Below are 24,405 nucleotides of genomic sequence, written 5' to 3'. Positions count from 1 at the left end.
CTGAATATTTCACCGGTGGAGATCCTATACCCCGTCGTGCTGCATCTTTGCGGTGAAGACCAGGCCGAAGCGGAAACTCCTATGGCGATCGTTGAAAAGCTGGCGAATTTCGACGGGCTCACGGCTTCAAGCCATTCTGAGCTTTCTTCGTCACCTGAAGACGAAGGAGACTGATGAAGGCCGCAACGGCATCGGCCGGTATCTGGATCCCGTCTCGCCGGCGACGCACTGATGGCCGTCGCGTCGCGACGGTGGGCATATACGAGCGTTGTTTTCCAATGCTGGTGTGGTGCAAGCTCGACAGGACTACGCAGCCATACGTGTGCGGATTTCTCTCAGATAAGGGATGGAATCGACCGCGCCGGTCTTCTCAACTGCGAGGGACGCCGCAGCACAAGCGAACCGGGTGGCCGCCTCTGGATCGCCGCAGCGCAAAAATTCAGCCAGAAAGGCACCATCAAAAGTGTCACCAGCAGCCGTCGCATCCACAAGTTGCGCTGAGTAAGCGGGTATCCGAATTCTCATATCGCCACCAGCTACAATTGCGCCTTCTTCGCCTAGGGTCAAAAGGACCGTTTTGACGCCGTGTCGAAGGAATTCGTCGCAAATGGCATCCGGATCCGATAGCCCGAGCAGGGCTTGTGCGTCCTCCATGCTCGGAAAGAGAAAGTCTATTTGTGGCAATGAAGCTGACAAGGTTTCCCACGCCGCTGCCGGCGTCCATAGACTGCGCCGCAGATTGGTATCAAAGGAAACCTTGGCACCTGCCGATCTGGCCATCTCCATCGCTGTAAACGAAGCGTCCCGGCAAGACTCGGAAATAGCCTGTGATATCCCGCTAAGATGAAGAAATGACACACCCGCGAACATGCCTGGTGCGAGATCACTGCTTGCCAGGCGGCTGGCAGCCGAGCCGGCGCGCCGATAGGAAAAGCTATGACCATCAGGACCATACTCTATGAAATAGATACCGGTTGGCGCGGCAGCATCACGGATGACATGCGTCGTTGCGATGCCTTCGTCGTGATACAGCGACCGGATACGCTCGCCCAGGCTGTCCTCCCCCAGGCGGGTTATCATCCCTGCTTTCGCGCCGGATCTGGCTGCGGCGACCGCGCAATTCGACACATCGCCGCCAATGCCCGGCTTGATCGTTCCGTCCCGCCGCCACGCGAACTCGAACAGGGGTTCACCCATGCAAACGATGTCAGCCTCTCCACCACCCATACCACACCTCATTGTCCGTCTCCGGTCGCCCTTCGGCTGGCGTTTAGGTCTCGGGTTCCCTCAGTTCCAGATATTCCATGCGGATGTTGACGACATCACGCGCACCGCGACTAGGTATCTTCTTAGTCAGAACCGAGATCAAAGATCCGGCCGGTCAGCCAATCTGGCCAATCGCGTTCGAAGAACGACCCAGCACTCTCGTCGAACGAACGGATTGGACGTGTTGAAACCACCATTTCGACGCCGTCCAATCGGACAATGATCTGTTCACTCCGCTGGGCGTCGCGCTCCCTCCGGAAGCGATAGTCTTCCAGCGGGCCTGTCCTCGCGAGCGGAAGCGATTCACCTTCTCGATCGCATATTGCGCGGGAACCGCGGCTCCCTCCGCCTTGGCCAATGTAATGGTCCAAAGCGGTAAGCACCGCTTCGGAAGCTAGCGCCATTTGCCGCCATTGTATTGACCGCACCGCCTCAGCAGGTCGTTTGTACCTAATGCCATTTGCGCGAATGCTTACATTGAGGCTTCGAGCTTCTGCGAGGGCCTGGCTTACCCGCTCGCCGTCGCAGATCATACCGGCCGCATCGCTCATCCGCGCCTGGATCGTGGAACGCGCCGACTTGATCGTCAGCGAGCTGTCGGGGCGCATGATCGTGAAGAGCGCTGCGATGCCCGCTTGCGCAGCTCGGGCAATGTCGACCTTCGGCGCTACTTTTGCTTTGCCGCTGGCTGCAATGTGCTCGGCCGCTCGGGTGCCAAAGACCTGCCCGGCATTAAGCGCGGCTCCGCCGGGCCGCGTCACGCCGTGCGTACCAGCGGCCTCTCCGATCGCATAGCAGCCGGCAAGGCTACTGCGCCCCCAAACGTCCACCATGATGCCGCCGTTCATGTGCTGGTTGTTGACGGCGAACTCCAACGGTTCCTTGGTTATGTCTATCTTGTAGCGACGATAGAGTTCGATCGCGAGCGGGTTCATGTGCTTCAACCGCTCGATTGGCAAATGTTGACCCGCGCCGGCATTGCCGAGATAGGAACTCACGTCGTCGTCCAACCGTTCGAGGGAGAACGGCAGATCGCCGGGCATGGTCAGCGGATTCCGGTTGAAGTCCATGAACACGCGCCGCCCCGCTGCGGACTCGCGATAGATCGCAACATCTATGAGACTCGAGCTGAAATCGAGCATCCGCGTGGCATGAAAAGGCCATTGATATCCCTTGCGGAACAGGTTGGAGGCCATCTCCTGTGTGCTGCGATAATACCGGGCAAGGAAGGGGTGCTCATTGCCCTCCGCGTCAATCGAATAGACATGCGGAATTGCCTGGACATAGGTGCCGGACAGATTCCAGGGAAAACCCTCCCGGCGCGTGCCTATACCGAACTGGCTCTCCGTAAGGTTGACCAATTCGATACCAGCTTCGAGCGCAAGGCCGAGCGACCCGAAGCAGCCGTTGGGATAGACACTATCACGATAAAGTTCGCCGGGACCGCCCGCGGCAAGCACAAGGACCGAGCACTCGAACAGGGCAAGGCCGAAGGCGTTTGTTGTTGTTCGGTCGTTGGGGCGCATCGTAAGAATGCCGGCGACGTGCCGATCCGTCCCCTCCCCGCAGGTGAGGATTTTGGCAGCCGTAGTGTGGTTATAGAACGGAACATCAAGACGGATCGCCTCTTCGGCAAGCACCTTGACCATCAGACGTGACGTGCGTGGACCGCAACTGGTGGCACGACCCACCTCGTCGTGGTCGGTCTTGTATCTGAGAGTGCCGCCCAGCGCGTCCTGAGGCAGTGGAAGGCCAAGAAACTGTAGCGAGGCCATCATGCGAGACGAGCCCACGGCCTCCACATAGGCAATATCCTCATCCATCGCGCCACCGGCGCGTATTGCTCGCGCCATCGCCTTGTAGTTATCTCCCTGATCCGCACTGTTGGCCGTATGCAGCGTCTGCTTGTCAGAGCCGGAACAGGCCGACGTTCCACCCCAAGCGCTTTGACTGACGATAACCACCTCTTTCCCACGCCGCCTTAATTCCACCGCCGCACGCAGCCCCGCCGCACCGGAACCGACCACTACACAACCGCATCGATAGACCGGGACTTGAAGGTCGCCGTGGACCATTGTACCGGACGGAGCCGTCTCCGACCGTAGTCGCGGCATATCGACATCGGTCATGGCGTCGAGAATGTGCTGCGGGACGTCAATCGTCATAAGACTGCTAAGATCCTTGTGTCATCAGGGAGCGCATTTTTGCCAGTGATTCATCACCATGAAATGCCAACCGGATGTGTCAGCACGAATTTGGCCGATCAGTGCGTGCATGCGCGGGATATCTTGGCCGACGAGAACAGCCGGAAATCGTAACATTCGCCCCATTTCCCTGCTCACTTCGTGGCGGCGGATCATGAGTGCACCTATTGAATGTTGGTGCGTGCGCGGGGGCGCGCGTCGTTGCGTTCATGCTCGAAAAGAGCCGGCGGAAGCGGGGCACGATTGCGTATTATGTCGGATCCCTTCTCGCCCACCATGATCGTCGGAGCATTGGTGTTGCAGGACGGCACCCGCGGCATGACTGAGGAGTCGCAAACGCGTAATCCCTCCAACCCATGGACCTTGAGATCGAGCCCGACGACGGCCATGGAATCGAAACCCATCTTGCACGTGCCGACCGGGTGGTGATCGGTCTTGGCATTGGCGCACCCGTAAATGAACAAGTCTTCGTCCGTCACGGCCTTTGGTCCAGGCAGGCGCTCGGCCATCACGAAAGGTTCCAGGGCGGCCTGCTGCATGATCTCCCGGGCGATCTTCAGGCCCTCAATCGACATTTTCCGGTCGTGCGGGTCTTCCCAATAGTTGGGGTCGATCAGCGGGGCCGCCGAAGGATCGGCGGAAGAAAGTCTAACCGTGCCGCGAGAGCGCGGGTGCAGATAGGCGGAGTTCAGCGTCACACCGGCGCTCTTCAGCCGCTCGACTCCCGCCTCGATCCCGGAGCCGAGGCCGAGGTGGAACTGGACGTCGGGCGAGCGGGCCTCGGGGTCTGCATACCAAAAACCACCCGTCTCGAAGAGCGAGGAGGCGACCGGACCAGTGCGGAAGAGTACGTACTGGATACCGGCCCAGAGGGTGCGGTGCAGCTTCGCCACGTTGTCATAGGTGTGGTCGCCGGTGCATTCGCAAATGACGAACAGGTCGAGATGGTCCTGCATGTTCGAGCCAACCCCCGGTAGGTCGTGTTTCACCTGAACTCCGACAGATTTAAGATGATCGATCGGGCCGATGCCCGACTGCAGGAGTAACTTAGGCGACCCTATGGCGCCGGAGGAGACGAGTACTTCGCGTTCCGCCCGGATCGCTTCGATGCCCTTCGCAGTCACGACCTCCACGCCCACGGCGCGGGTGCCTTCCAGCACGATGCGGGCGACGCGAGCGCCGGTGCGGATCGAAAGGTTTCTCCGACCCTTGATCGGCGACAGATAGGCCATTGAGGCGGAGGAGCGACGGCGATTGCGTTGCGTAAGCTGGTAGAAGCCGACGCCGGCCTGCTGGCGACCGTTGAAGTCGTGGTTGTAGGGAATGCCGAGTTCCTGGCCGGCGCGGATATACGCGTCGCAGATCGGGAGATTCGAGACTGGCATGGAGACGCCGAGCGGCCCGCCATAGGAATGGTAGTCGTCGGCAAAACGCTGGTTGTCCTCAGCGCGCTTAAAATAGGGCAGGATTTCCCGATAGCTCCAGCCTTCGCAGCCGTCGTCTGTAGCCCAGAGATCGTAGTCGGCTGCATTGCCGCGCGTATAGAGCTGTGCATTGATTGAAGAACCTCCGCCGATCACCTTCGCCTGCGTATAGCGCAGCACTTGGCCTTTCATGTGCTTCTGCGGCACGGTTTCCCAGGCCCAACTCGCCACGCCCTTGGTCATCTTGGCGAAGCCCGCCGGCATGTGGAACAGCGGGTTCCAATCTCCGCCGCCAGCCTCCAGCAACAACACGCGCACGGCCGGATCTTCAGAAAGCCGGTTCGCGAGCACGCAGCCGGCAGGCCCGGCTCCGGTGATGATGTAGTCGAAGCCCATTCTGTTGCTCCCTTCAGAGGCGTGGAATTGAAGAGCCCCCGTCGGCTTCGATGATCGTTCCCGTCGCAAAACCCAAACCGCCGGAAGCGAGTGCCGTGCAGATTTTGCCGAGGTCTGCTGCTTCTTCCCCCCGCTCGATGCCGGGCCGCACCTCAAATACTGATACTCCCGTATCCATGATATGAAATGCCACCCCCTGGTAGAATGCCGCCAGCTCGGCCTTGCTGATGCAATAGTCCGCGCGTTCGGGCGAACTTACCTCGGGTGAGACCGACGTGATGTTGATGATGGACCTGGGTACATCCGCCGCGCTCCTCACGAGCATTGCCTTGACCACAGCAAGCGTAAAGAACACCGTTCCCCTTAGGTCCATCGCGATCGTCTTATCGAAGTCCGCCGGCACCAGGTCGAGGAAGTCACCTGGTACGACTGCCATGGAGGCATTGCTAACAAGGCAATCGACACGACCAAATCGCGAAAGGACGCCCGTTACCGTTTCTTCATGTCGGGAAACATCAGCGATATCGGACTGCAGATAGGCGGCTGCCACGCCATAGGATTCTAGTTTTGCGACAGCATCCTGCCCGTTGTCGGGACTCGCGACCCCAGTGATCGCCACATTGTATCCCGCTTTTGCAAAGGCGGTCGCAATTCCGAGATCGATGCCGTGGCTGCCAGTGACGATGGCGACGGGTCGTGTGGTCGTCTTCATTCGGCGAGGTCCCGGTCGGTGCGTTGGCCAGGCCAATTTTCCTGTCGCGGCATCCACCAATTGGTGCGGCCTCCGATGTGCATGTTGAGTGTTTTTGTTTCGGTGTAGTCCTCGACCGCGCGGCGTCCGAGTTCGCGACCGAGCCCGGATTGCTTGTAGCCACCGAACGGGAGCTCGGAGGCGCCATCCATGAAGGTGTTCATCCACACCGTTCCTACCCGCAAGCTGCGCCCGAATGTCAGGCACGTATCGAAATCGCGGCTCCACACACTGGCGGAAAGGCCGTAATCGATGGAATTGGCGATCTCGACGGCTTCCGCCGCCGTTTCAAAGGTGAGAACTGAAAGTACGGGGCCGAAGACCTCCTCACGTGCGATTTCCATATCCGGCATGACCGCCTCGAGGATTGTCGGCGACATAAAATGCCCCATCCCGAGATCGAGTTGATCGCCCCCGTGAACAACCTTCGCGCCGCTATTCTTTGCACTGGCGACGTAGCCCGCGATCTTCTCCAAATGCTGAGGCGTAATGATCGCGCCGACCTGCGTCGCTGGGTCCAGCGGATCGCCAACCTTCACGTATTTCGCAAGCTCTGCAACACGCTTGACCACATCCGACGCGATGCTCTTATGGAGGATTAGCCGCGAGCCGGCGTTGCAGCATTCGCCCGCATTGAAATAAGCGCCGAAGACGGCGGCGTCGATGAAGGAGTCGAGGTCCGCATCCGGGAATACGATCTGCGGATTCTTGCCGCCGAGTTCCAATGAAACCTTTTTGAGGGTCTGCGCTGCATTCGTCATGGTGAGCTTTCCGACGCCGGTCGAGCCGGTGAACGAAACTATGTCGACCGCAGGATGGGACGTCATGATCGCGCCGACTTCGGGACCCGTGCCGGTGACGATGTTCACGACGCTGTCCGGGACGCCCGCTTCCTCAAGGATCTCGCCGAGAACGAGCGTCGAACCCGATGTCAGCTCTGAGGGCTTAACGACGCATGTACAGCCGGCGGCGAGCGCAAAGGGCAGTTTCTGGCTTAGGATCAGGAATGGAAAGTTCCACGGCGTTATGATGGACACGACGCCGATCCCCTCGCGCAGAACGACGCCTAGTGTGTTCTGCCCAAGCGAATTGTAGCTCTCGCCGTGCAGGTCGCGGGCAAGCGCAGCGGCATAGCGCCAGATGTCGACAGCGCCGGCGATCTCGCCGCGCACCTGAGTTATTGGCTTGCCGCCCTCGATGCAGTCGAGATAGGCGAGGTCTTCGGCGCGGGCCTCGATGAGATCGGCGGCCTTCAGCAGAACCCGCGAGCGCTGCGACGCCGTCGTGTGCGGCCACCGGCCGTGGTCGAATGCCTTTCGCGCCGAGGCGATGGCGCGCTCGGCATCCATCCTTGTCGCCGCCTGGTAGCGGCTCACGACGATGCCGTGGCTCGGCGCGTTCCGGTCGATCGTCCGGCCTTCTGCGCCGGCCGTCCATCTGCCGTCGATCAGCATCTCGAAGCCGCGCACGGGCGCGTCGGCAAGCGCTGTTGGCCTGATCTCTAACGTCATCACCATTCTCCCTTGAAGACCGCCGCGCGCTTCTGCGAGAAGGCGGCGACGCCTTCCTTGAGATCCCCAGTCTTGGCGGCCAGAATCGAGCCGAGCGCTTCGACCGCCGAACCATTGTCCTCGCCATTCGCAACGGCGATCATTAGCTTCGATATCTCGACGGCCGCCGGTCCCCGCGTCGCGACCCGCGCCGCGTAGGCCTTCGCCTCGATGACGGCAGCGCCGCTGTCCACGACGGCGTCGACCAGTCCGTACTTGAGGGCTTCCTCGGCGGAGAACGTCTCACCTCCCAGGACCATGCGGCGAACGATCTGCGCGCCGAAGCGCCTCACTAGGCGCTGCGTGCCCGACCATCCCGGTATCATGCCGAGCCCGGTCTCCGGCAGGCCGATGCGGATATGTTGTTCCGCGATGCGGAAGTCGGCTGCGGCCGCGAGTTCCAGGCCGCCGCCGAGCGCGTGGCCGTTGAGTGCGGCGATCACCGGCATGCGCAGGGTCGCCAGACGCTCGAAGACGCGATGGCCGAAGCGGACCCAGGCATGGCCGAACTCGTTCGCCTGCATGGCGCCCCAAGCTTTGATGTCGCCACCGGCGCTGAAGGCTCTGCCTTCGCCGGTAAGCACCACCGCGCGGACATCGGTCATCGCCTCGACCTCGTCGCAGATGGCGGCCAATGCCTTCAGCATGTCAATATCGAAGGCGTTGAGCTTCTCGGGTCGAGCGATCGTGACGGATGCGACCGCGCCTTCGGCGGCAAGCCTCATGTGCGCGTCAGCCATTACATGCCCCCGCCAAGCTACGGGCCGGCTTCACGGCAAGCGACAGGCCGATCGGCCTGTCGACGAAGAGCGCGCCGTCCATGACTTTTAGGGTGTCGGACACGATCAGCGGGAACTCCGACTGTTCAAGAATGCCGGTGTTGAGATCGATCCCCGGCGCAATTTCAGTCAGCACGACGCCGTCCGGCGTCAGTCTCATCACGCCGCGCTCGGTGACATAGGTGATATCCTGGCGCTGTTCGATGGCTCGCCTGCCCGAAAAGGTGACGTGCTCGACCTCTTTGACGAGCTTCCTAAGCTTGCCCTCCTTCTCTACAACGACCTTGCCGTCCTCGACAGCGAGCTTGGCGCCGGCATTGAACATGCCGGAGAAGACGATCTTCCTCGCCCTTGCCGTAATGTCGACGAAGCCGCCGGCGCCCGCCGTGATATGAGGGCGGAACGAGAGCTTTGACACGTTGACGGAGCCGTCGCGGCCTATCTCTAGGAATGACAGCAGCGAGGCGTCGAAACCTGCCCCTTGGAAATATGTAAACTGGTAGGGCGAGGGCATGAAGGCGTCGGCATTCGCGGCGCAGCCAAAGGCGAAGTCAAGCAGCGGCACGCCCCCGACCGCCCCCTGTTCGATGACCCAAGTGACCGCGCCGTGCAGCCCTTCCTCCAGGAGAATGCGTGGGACGTTGGCCGAAATCCCGAAGCCGAGATTGACGGCGCTGCCCGCCTCGAGTTCCTGCGCGACGCGCCGCGCGATTATCTTCTGGATGTTGAACTCCGGCACGCGAAAACTTTCGAGCGGCCGAAAAATCTCACCCGAGATTGCAGGGTCGTAGAGCGTCTGCGTTGTCTGTTTCTGGTCGGGATCGACGACGACGTAGTCGACGAGAATTCCGGGCACTCGCACGTCATGCGGCCTCATCGATCCGTCCTTGGTGATGCGCTTCACCTGCGCGATGACGATGCCGCCATTGTTGTGGGCCGCGAGCGCTTGGTCGAGGCCGCCGAGATACGCGCCTTCGTGTTCGTAGGTCAAATTGCCGCGCTCGTCCGCCGTCGTGGCACGGATGATCGCTACCTGCGGCGCGATCGCCTCGAAGTAGAGGTACTCCTCACCGTAGAATTGGATTTTGCTCACCACGGGCCGGGCTTCCGCGGCCGCATTCATCGCGCAGCCCTGGCGGTTCGGGTCGGCGAAGGTGTCGAGCCCGATCTTGGTGATAACGCCCGGGCGCTTCGCGGCCGCTTCGCGGTGCATGTCGAAGAGCACTCCGGAAGGGATGTTGTACGCCGCCACGTCGTTGCTTGCGATCATTTGCCAAATGAGGGGCGGCTCGGCGGTGGAAGGACCTGAAGGGTAGGAGCCGCCGATGATGGTCTTCAAGAGGCCTTTTTGGGCTATGTAATCGACGCCGTTGATGCCGCTCATGTCGCCCGCGGCAATCGGGTGGAGCGTGGTCAGGTCGCGCGGATGCCCGGCGGCCTCGAAGCGTTCGCCGATCGCCTTCAGCATCAGGTCCGGGCAACCGAGCCCGCTCGAGGACGAGACCGACACGACAGCGCCATCCGGAATGAGGGCGGCGGCTTGGGCGGGGGTGATGTGCTTGCTCATTGCGGGATGCTCAAAGTCCTGGTTCGACGCGCATATGTCTTGGCGCGCCCAACACTGGAACTGACGACTGATACGACCTGCCTCGGCTTCCCCGCATACCAGTGACCCACTCGCGCGCGATCATGCTCGCACCGATCAATGCCCATCGAACCGTCATCCTAACTTCCCCTCTGGTTTGCTCTGGCCAGTTCCACAACTCTGGCGGACGACCAGCCTGACCGCCGCAATGATGTTCTCCGCATCTGCTTTTCCCGCATTGATCTGCTTCAGAAGGAGGTGTGCGGCGCGCCTGCCCATAGCTTGCGGATCGACCGAGATCGTCGTCAGGGCCGGAACCGCCGTTTTCGCCTCGATAACGTCGTCGAAACCTACCACCGCGAAGTCCCGCCCCGGTTCCATGCGCCGAGCGCGCAATCCATCACACACGCCAAACGCCACCGCGTCATTGAAGCAGACGGCCCCGGTCGGTCGATCGCTGATGGTCATCGCACGTCCGATGGCTTCCACGCCACCTGCTCTCGAGGGAATGGACGGAACAACTAACTCCTCATCGAACTTAAGACCACTTTCGTCCATCGCTTTGCGGTAACCAGACCGTCGCTCGGCAAACACAGCCGTATCTGGAAAGCCTCCCAAAAAAGCGATCCGGCTATGCCCTAGCGACACCAAATGCTTGACCGCCATCGCCACGCCGCCAACGTTATCAGACACAATCGACGACATTCTCGCGCCGGGCAGGCTGCGGACTACCACAACCACCGGGATCCCTGACGCCACGAGCGGCTTGAAGTCTGCTGCATCGGTGGCGCGGGCCGGCGAAACGATAAGCCCCGAAATTCCATGCTCACGCATCGAGGCAACCACCTCTCGCTGCCGGTCGGTATTTTCACTCGTATTTGACAGGAACTGGACGAAGCCCGCCGACTGGACGACCGTGTCGACCCCTACGGCCAACTCTGCAAAGAAGCTGTTTGTAAGATCGTTCACCACGACACCGATGATGCCCGATCTGGCGCTCGCCTGTCGAAGGTTTGCGGCACCCCGGTTGTAGACATACCCCAACTCGCGCATTGTCGCGTTGACCTTGGAACGCGTCGCTTCCTTCACCAGAGGCGAGCCCTGCAAGACCAACGAAACCGTGGACTTGGAAACGCCTGCGGCTTTGGCGATGTCGATGACAGTCAGTCTCGCCTTTGACATCGCAACCTCGGTCTTCTCAAATTAGGCTTCAAACAATTGGAACGTTCCTAGCTTGTCAAGCGGAATTTTATCTAATGGGCGCGCCTGTCACCCGCCGCTTTTGTCATTGCGCCCCCGATCGTGTGCCATAAAGCCCCACATTTGCAGTCCTTTGGGTAGATCTGGCTTGAAGCGGTGCAGATCTGGGCCCGATGGGTGAGGGAAAATAGTTGTTGCAATTTAGAACGTTCCAATTTATTGAGTTAATCCGTGCGATCACGCCGGTCACGCGCGGCGTCCACAAACACCGGAGCGGTGTCGATCCATCGCTTGATCGTAGTCGGTGGAGGAGGTGGTCCATTCGAAGCCGGCACGGCCGGCGGCGAGGATATCAAGCCAAACAAACTGAACAGGGAGTGAATGGATGATACGCAACGTCATGAAGTCGGCCGTCCTCGCAGCGGCCACAGCGATGTTCGCCGCGGGTTCGGCCAACGCGGAGCAGGTCGTGCTAAAATTCTGGGACAACCAGCGGGCCGAATCCGATTTCAATCAGAATCAGCAGAACGCCTTGAAGCGCTTCGAGAAGGAAAACCCCGAAATCAAAGTAGAGCTTACCACAATACCATATTCGGAGTACCAACAGCGGTTGTTGACGGCGGTACAGGGCGGTAATGCGCCTGATGTAGCCACCCTGGATCAAATCTGGATGGGCGCCTTTGCTCAAGCCGGCGCAATTACGGCTCTCGACGACCAAGTCAAGACTTCCGGTCTTACGGGCGACACTTTCTTCAAAGGAGCCTGGGACTCGAACGTTTCTGACGGCAAGCTCTGGGGAATCCCCATCAACGTGGACGTTTGGTCCTTCACCTACTACAACAAGGCACTCCTCAAAGAGGCTGGCGTTGATCCTGCCTCGCTAAAGACCTTCGAGGGATTGAAGGCAGCGGCGCCGAAGCTTACGGACAAGTCCAAGGGCCGCTACGGCATTGGCTTGTTCGGCCACAAGGGGGAAGACACGGTCGTCGTTCTCGATACTTTCATCTTCTCCAATGGCGGTAAAGTCTTGGATGAGAAGGGCAAATGCGCGCTCACCAGCCCTGAAGCGGTCGGGGCATTGAGTTACCTGCAGTCACTGGTGCCATATGCGCCGCAGGGCATCATGAACGCCAGTTCCGCAACGATGCGCGAACTTTTTCTAAACGGATCTCTTGCAACGGAGTTCTGGCCCGCGCTGGAGCAGCCGACTCTGCAGAAGTCCAAACTTGACTGGGATTTCGTTGTAGGGAATGCGCCCGAAGGTAAGACGGCGATTGGCACGTATGGTGGGTGGAACCTTGCCATCTTTGAAGCTTCCCAGCACAAGGAAGCCGCTTGGAAACTCATCCAGTTCCTAACCCGCGAAGACGTGAACGGCGATGTTGTCGAACTTGTCCCGGCAAACATGAAGGCCGCAAAAAGCTTTTTGGCGGCAAACCGCAAAGGTGCGGATCTCATCATCCCTCATCTCGAGAATGCCTCACCCCGGCCGTTGTCACCTCGCTATCTCGAAGTCGCCGACATCGAGGTGACTCTAGCGCAGGATGTATTTTCCGGAATGGATCCGCAGAAGGCAGCCGGCAAGGCCTGCACTGCTATCGACGCCCTTAACTAGTCACCAGGACTAAGCCGGGCTCGGGCTTTGCCCCGAGCCCGGCCCTCTCTATCGGGAAATGATACAATGTCCTATCGTGAACGCTGGATGGCCTGGATTTTCGTAGCTCCGGCGCTGCTGCTGGTCGGCGCACTTATGTATTACCCGATGATCGGCACCATAATTGAAAGCCTTTATTCGACCTCGTTCATCAACCCGGTGCCGAAGTTCCAGGGGCTTGCAGCGTATTACAAGATCTTGGCCGATCCGATCTTCGGCCAAGTAGTGTGGAACTCCCTCATTTGGACTGTCTTTGTGGTAGCACTGCAGAATGTGTTCGGCTTGCTGGTCGCACTGCTGCTCAATCAGCAGATGCCTGGCCAGGGACTTATGCGGTCGTTGGTGCTTTTGCCTTGGGTCCTCCCCGGCGTAGTGGCCGCCATCCTTTGGCGATTCATGTATGACCCGCAACTCGGTTTGGTGAACTCGTTACTTATTAGCCTGGGACTGATCGACCACGGTACCGCTTGGCTGGCGGAAACGTCGACAGCCATGGGCTCGATCATTATGGCGGCCGTATGGAAAGGGTTCCCCTTCTCGGCGATCGTCTACTTAGCGGCCCTGCAGACGGTCGACCAAGAGCAGGTCGAGGCCGCCAAGATAGACGGAGCGGGAGCGACTAGGCGCCTGTTTGACGTTGTGCTCCCCGGAATCAAAGACGTGATCGCCATCAATCTCCTCCTTACCACTATCCTCACTTTCAATTACTTCGACGTAATCTGGGTGATGACAAACGGTGGCCCACAGAATGCCACAGCCATCTTCCCAACCCAGATCTACGAACTCGGTTTCGGACAATTTCGCTTTGGCGAAGCTGCTGTATATGGCGTTTTTTCAATCTTGGTCCTGGCGCTGCTGATAATGGTCTATTTCGGCGTTTTGTCGCGCGGCCGGCATAGGGGGAAGGCGTCATGAACACCCGTTCCCACAGGAGCCGCCAAGCCGCACTGCTGGCCCTCAACGTCGTATTGGCGCTGATAATCCTGGTGCCCTTCTTTTGGATGGTTTCAGTGTCGTTGAAGCCGGCGGCCGAGCCTTTTTCCATTCCCGCCAGGCTGTGGCCGGAGAACCCGACCTTCGACAACTACGTCACTGCATTCCGGCCGGAGTTCCGAACCTATTTTATGAATTCGGTCATCGTTTCACTGTCCACCGTCATCATCACCGTTTCGTTAGCCCTGCTGGCCGCCTATGCATTTACGCGCACCCACGTCCGCCTACTTATCATCGCCATGACGCTGGTGATCGTCACGCAGATGTTCCCGGCCAGCGCCATCATCATCCCGATTTACAAGATGATGAAGGGGGCCAACCTACTCAACACATATACGTCGTTGATCCTCGCCTACGTCACCGTAACCTTGCCGGTGGCGATCTGGATGCTGCGTGGCTTCATGGCCAATTTGCCGCTGACACTCGAAGAAGCGGCGGCGATCGATGGGGCCGGGCCGTTCAGAACGTTTTTCGAGATAATCGTGCCGCTTTGCCGGCCGGGGATAGTCGCCACTGCAGTCTTTGTGCTTATCGTCACCTGGCAGGAGTTCCTCTTTGCGCTCTCCTTTACCTCGACCAAGGAGATGCGCACGCTGCCAGTTGGAGTGAATGACTTTATCGGCCAGTACGGCATCCGCTACGGAGAGCTCATGGCCTCATCCGTGATGATCTCCATGCCGGTGGTCGCTGTCTTCTTCTTTCTGCAACGACAGTTCGTAGCAGGCCTGACGGCCGGCGCGGTGAAGGGCTGACGTGTCGGATATCATGCTCTTGGATATTCCTGAGCCCAGCATCGCGTTGCTGACGTGGGACTGGCTGGAGAAGCTGAACGTAGTGCCCTCTGATCCAGACGTGCATGTGCATATTCTCACCGGTACTGACGTTGGCGCCTTAGCACTTGGCACCGACATCGCCGGCTACATGGGCCGACCTGAGCGGGAGTTCATGGAGTTTCAGTTTGCTCGATGCGGGCTGAACGACCGTCGGAGGCGTTCCCAAAACCGACCATCGCCGTCAACGATTTATCGTGACAAATACTCCACAGCTATGACTGCTGTCCGTAGCATCGTCCACGAAGGGATATGATCTTGGCCTCCGTAACGTTGTCATCCGTATCTAAATTTTGGGGCTCCTTTGTCGCCGTGGAAAAGATCTCGCTCGCCATGGCCGATGGCGAGTTCATCGTGTTGCTCGGGCCCTCTGGCTGTGGCAAGTCCACCACAATGCGCATGATCGCCGGGCTCGACGACCCGAGCGCTGGCGAGATTCGCATAGGCGATCGTGTGGTCAACGATTTGCCCCCGGGTAAACGCGACCTCGCCATGGTGTTCCAGAACTATGGCCTCTATCCGCATATGACCGTGGCGGACAATATTGGTTATCCGCTCAAAGTCGCAGGTGTGAACCGTGAGGAACGCGAGCGCCAGGTACGCGCCGCCGCCGAGCGCGTCGAACTCGGCGGGCTTCTAGAGCGCAAACCCGGTCAACTGTCCGGCGGGCAAAGACAGCGCGTGGCGCTCGGTCGTGCCATCGTACGCACGCCCAAACTGTTTTTGATGGACGAACCTCTGTCCAATCTCGACGCCAAGCTGCGCGTCTATATGCGCGCGGAATTGAAGCACCTGCAGCGCGACCTCGGTACCACTACGATCTATGTGACGCACGACCAGGTCGAAGCGATGACGCTGGCTGACCGTGTCGCCGTGATGGCGAACGGCAAACTACAGCAGGTCGGCACACCCCTCGACATCTACAACACGCCGGCAAACGTCTTTGTTGCCGGCTTCCTCGGCAATCCACCCATGAACCTGCTTCCGATAGCAATTGCCGACGGACGGGTGCAGGACTCCGAGTTGACGCTTGCGGCTCCGGCCGGCGTGAACGGCGCGATCACCGTCGGCCAGCGACCCGAAGATATGCGGCTCAGCGAAACAGACGCGGGTAATATGGCCGGCGAGGTTTATACCACCGAACTATTGGGCGACAGCACGCTGGTTACCGTAAAGGTCGGCAGAAACTTGGTCGCCGTGAAGACCGACAAAAATACCAAGGTGCACATGGGAGAAAACGTCGGCATCCGCTTCGATCCGAAACATCTGCATTTCTTCGACACGACCAGCGGCACGCGGGTCGCGTTCGACGCAAGTAGGTGAGGCTAGTCAATATCTCATGCAGCGTGACACCTACAAAGTTGAATTCACAGTCGAGCCTTGAGGTAAGATAATGAACGCCGAATTGCGTTGGGGGATTCTAGCGACCGGCTGGATTGCTGATCTCTTTGTCCAGGATTTGCAGCTTGCCGGTCATCGTGTCTCGGCTGTCGGCTCTCGAACACAGGCAGGAGCCGACAAGTTCGCCAATCGTTTCAGTATTCCCAACGCGCACGCCAGCTACAAGGACCTTTTGTCGGACCCGGAGGTCGATATTATCTATGTGGCTACACCCCATCCGATGCACGCCGACAACGCGCTTAAGGCGCTGACCGCCGGCAAGCACGTGCTTATCGAAAAGCCATTCACGATCAATGCACGGGAAGCGCGCAATGTCGTTGATTTCGCCTCTGCGAAAAACCTGGTCGTGATGGAGGCGATGTGGACGCGCTTCCTTCCTCATATGGTGCGCATCCGGGAGATCATCGCATCAGGAGTGCTTGGAAAGATCTATTCGGTGATCGCCGATCATACTCGTGACCTTCCTGGCGATCCCAATCATCGGCTCAACGCTCTGGAACTCGGCGGAGGCGCCCTGCTTGATCTCGCCATTTACCCCATTTCGTTCGCCTTTGACGTGCTCGGAGAGCCTGAACACATCGTTTCGATGGCTCGGATTAAGGAGACAGGAGTGGACGCTGAGGTAGCAACTATCTTCCAACACGCCGGCGGGGCTTTGTCTACCACCATCTCCAGTCTCGACAACACCGGACCCAATGTTGCATCGATCCTCGGCACCGAGGGGAGAGTTGAGATTGCATCTACCTGGTATTCGCCAACTTCATTTCGCCACATCGACAAGAATGACAGGGTGATAGAAGAGTATTCGTCGTCGGTAGCAGGACGTGGCATGCAATATGAAGCTGCCGAAATGGAGAGGCTTGTGACGGCTGGAAAATTGTCCGGTGAGATCATGCCTGCTAACGAGACCGTGTCGATAATGCAATCACTTGATACGATCAGGGCGCAAATCGGACTGCGCTATCCGAACGAATAGAGCATTTTAGTTGATTTCGGTCGAGAAGTGCTGGAGCGGATGCCGCGACGACGGCCGCGGACCGCACCTTGGCTTGGGCTGGTAGACCTCCGGCGGCTTTATTACTTGATTACTTGAGCAAGCCCTTGATCCTAAAGTCAGGGTCTATCAGCGAACTGGCCGCAACCACAGTTCCGCGCTCGATGAGCTTCTCGAGAACACTCATGTCCCTCGCGACCGTGTTCCCCTGTCCTATTGCGGCGGCCGCTGAGACCCGGGCATCTTGATCGCACTGAAAGACGATGCGGACCCCACCGGAGGCTGCGCGGTGATGTATATCCCGGGTTAGATCGAACTGCCCTGCGACCTGCAGAGTCAGATCGAACTGATCCGACCAAAACCACGGGACTTTCTGGTACTCTCCACTGGCACCGAGCATGGCTGCTGCGGCATGGGCACCCTGGTCCTGTGCGGCCTTCCAGCTTTCAAGTCGCATACGGGCTCCTCGCCACTCGAAATTGCAGCAGTCGCCTGCGGCGAAGATATTGGGTTCGGAGGTTCGGAATGCGCTGTCGACAACAATCCCGTTATCCACGAACAGACCGGCCTTTTCGGCGAGCTCGGTATTAGGGATCGCCCCGACGCCAGCGATAACGGCGTCGAACTCCAGTTCAATCCCGTTGGCCAGCACAATGCGGTTCGTTCCAGCCTCGGTGACGACAGTATCAGTCAGAATCTTGACCCCTGCGGTTTCGTGCCGCGCGTGAACGATTTGGGCGATCGCCCCGGGCACGGCGCGTCCGAGAATGCGCGGTGCGGTCTCGATCACCGTAACCTCGGCACCTGCCTGCCGCGCAGTCGCGGCGAGTTCAAGGCCAATGAATCCGCCACCAATGACCCCGATGCGCGCATTGCTGCTGAACTCCAGCATAATGCGCCGCGCCTGCACATCGGTTCGTAGTGTGAGACAGCCTTCAAGGCCAGGAAACAATCTGGCACGGGCTCCCGTCGCAAGGAGCAACTGATCATACGTCAAGAGCGTGCCATCGGCGAGGTGAATCTCCCGCCTCTCAGGCACCAGAGACTCGACCAGCGCACCACGTCGGAGTTCGATCCCTGCTCCGGGATAGGCATCTTCGGCACGAATGGCCTTGGGATTGGCTAGCATCGTCTTGGATAACGGCGGTCGTTCATATGGCAGAGCTTTCTCTGCGGTCAGCAACGTTACCGACCCTTGAAAACCAAGTTCCCGCAACGTGAATGCGGCGCGGACACCGCATTCTCCGGCGCCGACAATAGCTATCTCTGCCATGCGGTCCTTCACTTCAGCTCTTGAGAACGACTTTGTTGTCTGGCGCAAACTGTTCGTTCAATGGAACCAGAGCAGCGCCAATCGCGCGGGCGTTAAACCCGATCGAGCCCACACGGAACTCAGGAATGATGATGCCCTCCAGATCGTAGCCTGCCACTCGTTCCCGGACGCTCACGATGAGACGATCGAGGAGAGGTCGCAAGAGGACGCCGTCAACAACGACACTATCGGCTTCGATGAAGCTCGTGCCAGAGATGGCCGCAAAAGCAAGTGCATCCGCCGCCAGATCGCACCACTCATCGAAACAGGCAAGTGCCGGTTCATCAAGCTTGGCGACGGATCCACCATCTTCACGGAACGTCTTCATTGGCAATTTGTGCTGCGCCGCAAGGACCTCCAACCGATTGAGGGAGGCGGCTTGACTCAACCGCGCGGGCGCTGGACTCCTATTGTGCGATCCAAGTTTAAGAGGGATTGCACCCACCGCGCCCGCGTTGCCGGTGTGGCCGGTAATTAGATTGCCCTCCAAAACAACACTGCCGCCAATCAAGGTGCTGATGTAAAAGTATACGATTGACCGATTCCGGTTCTCTCTCCGGAAATCAATCTCAGCCAAGCAAGCAGCGTCAGCGTCATTGAGCACCACGGCGCTCAAGCCGGAGGTTTCTTCGACCCTGGCGACCATGTCGGCCTCCCGCCAGCGTGGGGATGCACCGCCAGGATCACCGATGACGGCTATGCCAGACTCGATCGCCGTTGGAGCAGCAATACCTACGCCCACGAGTCTGGATTTCTGGACGCGGCTCAAATCATCCTTCAGGCTGTCGAACGCTGTTCCCATCAGGCCCGAGACGACGTCCGCGTCGAGGGCATCGTAGGCAAAGCTTTTCTTAGCAATCACCCGGCGGTCGAACGATAGAGCCAGCAGATCCAAGGAGCGGCGGCCAATCTTGACCCCGATCGAAATCGCTCCATCCGGTGCAATCTCGATCGGAGTAGAAGGCTGACCAATCCGGCCGCGGATTACGTCCTTCTTCCGCAGGTATCCTTCCTTGAGGAGGCGATTTACGATAATCGTGACCGTTTGCGAGGACAAATGTGTAATGCGCGCGATCTCGGCCTTGGAAAGCGCGCCAGCCTCCTGGATCAGACTAAGGATTAAGCGCTCATTGTAGTGTTTGACACCTATCTGGTTGCCGCCACGGTGCGTCGCGTTGCCTACGAATGCGTTGAAGGTGCTGTCGACTGACATTAGATACAGCTCGCGTTTTCAGGGGCGTTAAGATCGGAAACGCCGGTTATCATGGCGCCCTTCTCGTTACTGCTGGCCGGTCTTGACGTCCAGAACGCCCGCGATGCCATCGCGCCAGTGCCCGCCGCGTCTGATATCCCAATTGAGGCTCCTTTTGAGCGCGTGAATGCGGTCGTAGTGCTTCGTCTTCCACCCGTCAGCTTGCCGTAGGATCGACGGCCGAAATCTGGCATGATTTTTTTTGTAAATCAACCGGATTTAGTTATTGACCATTTGTTGGAATATTGGCATGTTGTAGGCCGATCGGGCCTTTCGGGGCGAGATCGAAAGGAGCATCCGATGGACGATCTTAAGTTTGGAACGCGCAGCAAGCGCGGCGATTGGGCTCCCAACGAGCTGTTGGAGCCGGCGCCAATATGGCTCTTCCCTCCCAATCCAAAGAAGCTTCTGAAGTGGCTTCCATCTTACTTCTTTCCGTACAACCTGCTGTTCATGGTCTCGGCACTCGCCTACTGGCAGCTGGTTGTCCCTGACGCCGCAGTCCTGCAGAACTTTGCATGGGGTTGGTCGCTGAAAATGCTGGCGGTGAACCTCATCCTGGCCTTTCTCTGGTACCAAAGCTGGGAGTTGCCGCTTTACGTTCGCCGTCGGCAGGGGAACCGATTTAAGTACAACCACAAGTTCCCGGCGGATCAGCAATCAAATGTATTTTGGTTCAATAAGCAGACCCTCGACAATATGCTGCGGTCGCTGCTGATCGGTGTACCGATATGGACGTGCCTGCAGGTCTTGATGCTGTGGAGTTCCGCGAATGGATACATACCCTGGCTCAACTTCGCCGAGCACCCTGTGTGGCTCGGGGTCGTGGCTGTCGTGGTGCCGATAATTCACGACTTCCACTTCTATTGCATCCACCGGCTGATCCACGTCCCAGTGCTCTACAAATACGTCCATTCGGTGCACCACAACTCCATAAATCCCAGCCCGTGGTCATCGCTATCGATGCATCCCATTGAGCACTTGCTCTATTTCGGGGTGGTTTTCTGGCACTTCGTTATCCCCTCAAACCCCGTCATTGCACTCTACCAGCTACACTTCGCGGGTTTCGGCGCCGTGCCTGGGCACATCGGTTTCGACACGGTTGAGACCAGCGATGAGCAGGGGTTCGATACCCACGCCTATATGCACTACCTCCACCATAAGTATTTCGAGGTGAATTACGGAGGCGAGGGGCTCGTCCCCGTGGACCGGATGTTCGGCACCTATCACGACGGGTCGAAGGAATCTGACGAACGGATGAAGGCGCGTTTCCGCGCCAAGAAAGAGCGCCTCAAGGACAAATCGGCCTGAACCCGCTCGAACCCTGTTGCCTCAAAATCTAGCGAGAGTGACGATGCCTTGGATTGACGTTTGTGGAGCCGACGACCTGGAAGAGGAAGGCGGCCTACGGTTCGACCATGCAGGTAAGACGTTCGCAATCTTCCGGAATCATCAGGACCAGTATTACTGCACGGACGGGCTTTGTACCCACGAGAATATCCACCTCGCCGACGGGTTGGTGATGGAGAATACGGTGGAATGCCCCAAGCATGCCTCGGTCTTCGACTTCACAACCGGCGAGGTCGAGACGCCTCCCGCCTGCGATAACCTGCGCACCTACGCCGTTAAGGTCGAAGGCGGCCGCGTGATAATCGATGTCTGAGGAGACTATCCGTTGACCGACATCAACCCGAAAGCCGTAATCGCGGAAGTCACGGCTCTTCCGGAGACGGTTGAAAAGGTCCGCGGCTTGCTATGCGACTACGGGCGCATTGTTCGGCAAGAACCTGGGAACCGAGCGTTTGCCTGCCGCCAAGTCGACGGTCGACCAGACAAGTTTGTCGTCTACGAGGTCTACGCGGACCAGGCGGCCTTCGAGACGCACCTTTCCGCACCCGAGAACGCTCGATTGAACGCCAAGCTTGGGACCCTCGTTCAGGGTGCCGGTTCAGTCCTGACCTTCCTGATACCCGTTGAGTAAGCGAGACTCATTAAAGGGAGTCGCATTTCGCGGAGACCCACGATCATGTACCACAACAGACCTCACGTCGAAGACATACGCGCGAAGAAGCGACGGGGCGAAAAGCTTTCGATGCTCTATGTCACCAGCACGGAGGAAGCCGCCGCCGCCGCCGCTGCGGGGATCGATCTCCTGTCAATCGAGGCAAAGGACTTCACCCCCGAAATGCGTGAGGCGGCGGGGGCGTGCTTCGTGCAGATCGGCCTGACGCCGCCAACGAAAGGAACCGTGGACGGAAAGCTGCTGGTCAGCGCCGAGCAATTCCTGGAGGCGGCTTACCGCTACACAGCGATTGGGGGCGATTGTTTCTATTGTGCCGCTTCTTTCGATATCCAGAGGACAATGTGCGAAAATCACATTCCGATTGTCGCTCATGTGGGCCTTATTCCATCTTACGTTACCTGGACCGGCTGGCGCGCTGTCGGAAAGACCGCATCAGAGGCGCTGACGATGTGGAAGCGACTAAAACGGCTCGAGGAAATCGGTTGTTTCGCTGTTGAGCTTGAGGTCGTTCCCGGCCGGATAGCCGAGTTCTTCGCCAAAAACACATCGATGATCTACTTCAGCCTCGGTTCGGGCTCAGGTGGCGATGTCCAGTACCTGTTCGCAGAGGACGTGCTCGGCTACGGCCGGAACCGCCTTCCGCGCCACGCCAAGGCGTATCGCAACTTCAAGGCCGAGTTCGACCGACTGAATAGTGAACGCGTCGCGGCATTCCGGGAATTCCGGGCTGACATCTATTCCGGTGCCTATCCCGGACCCGAACACACTGCGGCGATCCCGGAGGCTGAATTTGAAACCTTTCTTAGTCACTTGGGATCTCGATAGTGAGACTTGCTCCGTCTCAATATCAGTATCCACTTTTTCGATCTATTCTCAGTTGAGATAGACTAATTGTCCCTCGGTCCGCAGGGATTTCCATCGCAGCCGCGCTGGTCGTACCGGCACGGCGTCCAGCATCCTTCGACGCCCGCGAGACCGAAAGGCAAAATCATGACCGTTGGCATTCAACCCAGCAAGCTCATCGACGGAAAAGCAGTCGCAAACACCCTTACCACGCAGATTGCCGCCGATGTAGCTGCGCTGAGATCGGCAACCGGAAAAGTGCCGGGCTTGGCAGTGATCTTAGTGGGAGAAGACCCAGCGAGTGCTGTCTATGTCGCATACAAACACCGTCAGACGCTTGCGGTGGGTATGGCGTCCTTTGAACACAAACTTCCAGCCGACACCAATCAGGACGACCTGTTGTCAATCGTTAATGAATTGAATCAGGACCCTTCTGTGCATGGCATTTTGGTACAGCTACCATTGCCGTCTCAGATTGATCCGAACATGGTTCTCAACGCGATTGATCCGACCAAAGACGTCGACGGGTTTCATGTCCAGAATGCCGGCAGGCTGGCGACCGGCCAAGAAGGGTTCGTTCCGTGCACTCCTCGCGGCTGCCTATTGCTCCTGAAGCATCGTCTCGGCGATTTAGCTGGTCTCCACGCGATCATAGTTGGACGAAGCAATATCGTCGGCAAACCAATGGCCCAACTGTTGCTGGCTGAGAATTGCACTGTAACAGTCGCTCATTCGCGGACCCGCGAACTTCCGGCTCTCTGCAGGATGGCCGACATTCTAGTCGCCGCGGTCGGACGCGCAGAAATGATCCGAGGTGATTGGATCAAGCCAGGCGCGGTTGTCGTCGACATAGGTGTCAATCGGGTGACCCAAGGCGGAAAGCCGCGCCTTGTTGGCGATGTCGCATTTGCAGAGGCTGCTCACGTTCAAGCGATTACACCTGTCCCAGGCGGCGTGGGTCCGATGACAATCGCGTGTTTGCTCGCGAATACCCTTTCCGCATTCCGTCACACCTTGGCGGCGCGAAACAACTGAGGAACGAACAATGTCGAAATTTGCACTTCGCGTGAAATGTCGTTCCACCAGGGGCATAGTGGCTGCGATCTCCAGCTTTCTCGCTGATCAAACTTGCAACATCACGGACAGTGCGCAGTTTGACGATGTTGATACTGGCAACTTCTTTATGAGAGTGAGCTTCCGGTCTGAAGGTGGGCGAAACCTGGACGAGCTCCGCGTCGGCTTCGATCCAATCGCATCGCGCTTCGCGATGGATTCAGAATTCTTTGACGAGGCCGTGAAGCGAAGAGTTATCGTCATGGTCTCTCGCTTCGGCCACTGCCTCAACGATCTCCTCTACCGTTGGCGCATTGGCGCTCTCCCGATCGATATCGTGGCGGTGATCTCCAATCACATGGAATATCAAAAGGTCGTGGTGAATCACGACATTCCGTTTCACTGCATCATGGTAACGAAGGAAAATAAAGCCGAAGCGGAAGCCCAGCAGATGCTTGTAGTGACCGAGACCAAGGCCGAGCTGATCGTTCTAGCTCGCTACATGCAGGTTCTCTCGGATGAAATATGTCGGAAGATGTCCGGCCGCATTATCAACATCCACCATTCGTTTCTTCCTTCGTTCAAGGGCGCCAATCCCTACAAGCAAGCGTATGAACGCGGAGTGAAATTGATCGGCGCGACCTCTCATTACGTCACTGCCGATCTAGATGAGGGGCCGATCATTGAGCAAGACATCATTCGGGTGACACATGCGCAGTCCAATGAGGATTACGTCAGCTTGGGTCGTGACGTTGAAGCACAGGCCTTGGCACGGGCGATACACGCCCACATCCATGGCCGAGTTTTCCTAAACGGGAACAAGACGGTTGTATTTCCACCATCACCCGGTTCGTTCGCCTCAGAACGAATGGGGTAGCGATAGAAAGGTTCTGTC

At 58.5% G+C, this 24,405-nt stretch carries 23 protein-coding genes; 12 read left to right on the top strand and 11 right to left on the bottom strand.

Annotation, left to right across the window (positions count from 1 at the left end; translation table 11 throughout):
* Nucleotides 1–306: 306 nt before the first annotated feature.
* The 9 genes from NKJ55_RS27345 to NKJ55_RS27305 form a co-directional block, all read right to left on the bottom strand.
* A complete protein-coding gene (locus tag NKJ55_RS27345; RefSeq protein ID WP_352452588.1) occupies nt 307–1,197 on the bottom strand; it encodes a sugar kinase in 891 nt (296 codons plus the stop codon).
* Nucleotides 1,198–1,349: 152 nt separating this feature from the next.
* The gene (locus tag NKJ55_RS27340) at nt 1,350–3,431 is read right to left on the bottom strand and encodes an FAD-binding protein (RefSeq protein ID WP_352452587.1); all 2,082 of its coding nucleotides are present in this window, start codon (nt 3,429–3,431) and stop codon (nt 1,350–1,352) included.
* A 203-nt stretch (nt 3,432–3,634) separates the two neighbouring features.
* Complete coding sequence (locus tag NKJ55_RS27335) at nt 3,635–5,290, bottom strand: GMC family oxidoreductase (RefSeq protein WP_352452586.1); 1,656 nt, start codon at nt 5,288–5,290, stop codon at nt 3,635–3,637.
* Nucleotides 5,291–5,303: 13 nt separating this feature from the next.
* A complete protein-coding gene (locus NKJ55_RS27330; RefSeq protein WP_352452584.1) occupies nt 5,304–6,002 on the bottom strand; it encodes an SDR family NAD(P)-dependent oxidoreductase in 699 nt (232 codons plus the stop codon).
* Entirely contained in the window at nt 5,999–7,558 is a 1,560-nt protein-coding gene (locus NKJ55_RS27325) for an aldehyde dehydrogenase family protein (protein ID WP_352452583.1), read from the bottom strand. The genes NKJ55_RS27330 and NKJ55_RS27325 overlap by 4 nt, the downstream gene beginning before the upstream one ends.
* A complete protein-coding gene (locus NKJ55_RS27320) occupies nt 7,552–8,331 on the bottom strand; it encodes an enoyl-CoA hydratase/isomerase family protein (protein WP_352452582.1) in 780 nt (259 codons plus the stop codon). The genes NKJ55_RS27325 and NKJ55_RS27320 overlap by 7 nt, the downstream gene beginning before the upstream one ends.
* A complete protein-coding gene (locus NKJ55_RS27315; RefSeq protein WP_023721609.1) occupies nt 8,324–9,937 on the bottom strand; it encodes an acyl CoA:acetate/3-ketoacid CoA transferase in 1,614 nt (537 codons plus the stop codon). Before NKJ55_RS27315 ends, NKJ55_RS27320 begins: the two co-directional genes overlap by 8 nt.
* A gap of 153 nt (nt 9,938–10,090) precedes the next feature.
* The gene (locus tag NKJ55_RS27310) at nt 10,091–11,137 is read right to left on the bottom strand and encodes a LacI family DNA-binding transcriptional regulator (RefSeq protein WP_023721608.1); all 1,047 of its coding nucleotides are present in this window, start codon (nt 11,135–11,137) and stop codon (nt 10,091–10,093) included.
* A gap of 264 nt (nt 11,138–11,401) precedes the next feature.
* Nucleotides 11,402–11,557, bottom strand: a complete 156-nt coding sequence (locus tag NKJ55_RS27305; protein WP_210164501.1) for a hypothetical protein — start codon at nt 11,555–11,557, stop codon at nt 11,402–11,404.
* Between NKJ55_RS27305 and NKJ55_RS27300 the strand changes: the two genes are divergently transcribed.
* The 6 genes from NKJ55_RS27300 (at nt 11,541) to NKJ55_RS27275 (ending at nt 17,009) form a co-directional block, all read left to right on the top strand.
* A complete protein-coding gene (locus NKJ55_RS27300; RefSeq protein ID WP_352452581.1) occupies nt 11,541–12,770 on the top strand; it encodes an ABC transporter substrate-binding protein in 1,230 nt (409 codons plus the stop codon). The genes NKJ55_RS27305 and NKJ55_RS27300 overlap by 17 nt on opposite strands.
* Before the next feature lie 66 nt (nt 12,771–12,836).
* Nucleotides 12,837–13,724 carry a carbohydrate ABC transporter permease gene (locus tag NKJ55_RS27295; RefSeq protein WP_352452580.1) on the top strand — a complete coding sequence of 296 codons (888 nt, stop codon included), beginning with the start codon at nt 12,837–12,839 and terminating at the stop codon, nt 13,722–13,724.
* Complete coding sequence (locus tag NKJ55_RS27290; protein ID WP_352452579.1) at nt 13,721–14,554, top strand: carbohydrate ABC transporter permease; 834 nt, start codon at nt 13,721–13,723, stop codon at nt 14,552–14,554. Before NKJ55_RS27295 ends, NKJ55_RS27290 begins: the two co-directional genes overlap by 4 nt.
* A gap of 1 nt (nt 14,555) precedes the next feature.
* Nucleotides 14,556–14,888 (top strand): Clp protease/crotonase-like domain-containing protein, encoded by a 333-nt coding sequence (locus NKJ55_RS27285; RefSeq protein ID WP_031194746.1) that lies wholly within the window; start codon nt 14,556–14,558, stop codon nt 14,886–14,888.
* 2 nt (nt 14,889–14,890) lie between these two features.
* Complete coding sequence (locus tag NKJ55_RS27280) at nt 14,891–15,955, top strand: ABC transporter ATP-binding protein (RefSeq protein ID WP_352452578.1); 1,065 nt, start codon at nt 14,891–14,893, stop codon at nt 15,953–15,955.
* A gap of 70 nt (nt 15,956–16,025) precedes the next feature.
* Nucleotides 16,026–17,009: a Gfo/Idh/MocA family protein gene (locus tag NKJ55_RS27275; protein ID WP_023721602.1), complete on the top strand. Its 984-nt coding sequence runs from the start codon at nt 16,026–16,028 to the stop codon at nt 17,007–17,009.
* A gap of 109 nt (nt 17,010–17,118) precedes the next feature.
* Here the strand turns inward: NKJ55_RS27275 and NKJ55_RS27270 are convergent, their stop codons facing one another.
* Both NKJ55_RS27270 and NKJ55_RS27265 read right to left on the bottom strand, forming a co-directional pair.
* Complete coding sequence (locus tag NKJ55_RS27270; RefSeq protein ID WP_352452577.1) at nt 17,119–18,300, bottom strand: NAD(P)/FAD-dependent oxidoreductase; 1,182 nt, start codon at nt 18,298–18,300, stop codon at nt 17,119–17,121.
* A 13-nt stretch (nt 18,301–18,313) separates the two neighbouring features.
* Nucleotides 18,314–19,552 (bottom strand): ROK family transcriptional regulator, encoded by a 1,239-nt coding sequence (locus NKJ55_RS27265; RefSeq protein ID WP_023721600.1) that lies wholly within the window; start codon nt 19,550–19,552, stop codon nt 18,314–18,316.
* A 339-nt stretch (nt 19,553–19,891) separates the two neighbouring features.
* On the opposite strand from NKJ55_RS27265, the gene NKJ55_RS27260 reads away from it, so the two are divergent.
* The 6 genes from NKJ55_RS27260 to purU all read left to right on the top strand — a co-directional run bounded on the left by NKJ55_RS27260 (nt 19,892) and on the right by purU (nt 24,387).
* Complete coding sequence (locus NKJ55_RS27260) at nt 19,892–20,902, top strand: sterol desaturase family protein (protein ID WP_023721598.1); 1,011 nt, start codon at nt 19,892–19,894, stop codon at nt 20,900–20,902.
* Nucleotides 20,903–20,939: 37 nt separating this feature from the next.
* On the top strand, nt 20,940–21,254 hold the full coding sequence (locus NKJ55_RS27255; protein ID WP_036245547.1) for a MocE family 2Fe-2S type ferredoxin: 315 nt from the start codon (nt 20,940–20,942) through the stop codon (nt 21,252–21,254).
* Between the two features lie 12 nt (nt 21,255–21,266).
* Entirely contained in the window at nt 21,267–21,572 is a 306-nt protein-coding gene (locus NKJ55_RS27250; protein ID WP_352452576.1) for a putative quinol monooxygenase, read from the top strand.
* Between the two features lie 45 nt (nt 21,573–21,617).
* The gene (locus tag NKJ55_RS27245) at nt 21,618–22,439 is read left to right on the top strand and encodes a 3-methyl-2-oxobutanoate hydroxymethyltransferase (RefSeq protein ID WP_023721595.1); all 822 of its coding nucleotides are present in this window, start codon (nt 21,618–21,620) and stop codon (nt 22,437–22,439) included.
* A 165-nt stretch (nt 22,440–22,604) separates the two neighbouring features.
* Nucleotides 22,605–23,492 carry a bifunctional methylenetetrahydrofolate dehydrogenase/methenyltetrahydrofolate cyclohydrolase FolD gene (gene folD / locus NKJ55_RS27240; RefSeq protein ID WP_352452575.1) on the top strand — a complete coding sequence of 296 codons (888 nt, stop codon included), beginning with the start codon at nt 22,605–22,607 and terminating at the stop codon, nt 23,490–23,492.
* 10 nt (nt 23,493–23,502) lie between these two features.
* The gene (gene purU, locus NKJ55_RS27235) at nt 23,503–24,387 is read left to right on the top strand and encodes a formyltetrahydrofolate deformylase (protein WP_031194740.1); all 885 of its coding nucleotides are present in this window, start codon (nt 23,503–23,505) and stop codon (nt 24,385–24,387) included.
* Nucleotides 24,388–24,405: the final 18 nt, after the last annotated feature.

The organism is Mesorhizobium sp. M0106, assembly GCF_040322715.1.
Lineage (GTDB): Bacteria > Pseudomonadota > Alphaproteobacteria > Rhizobiales > Rhizobiaceae > Mesorhizobium.
This window is presented reverse-complemented; position numbering and strand designations above follow the sequence as displayed.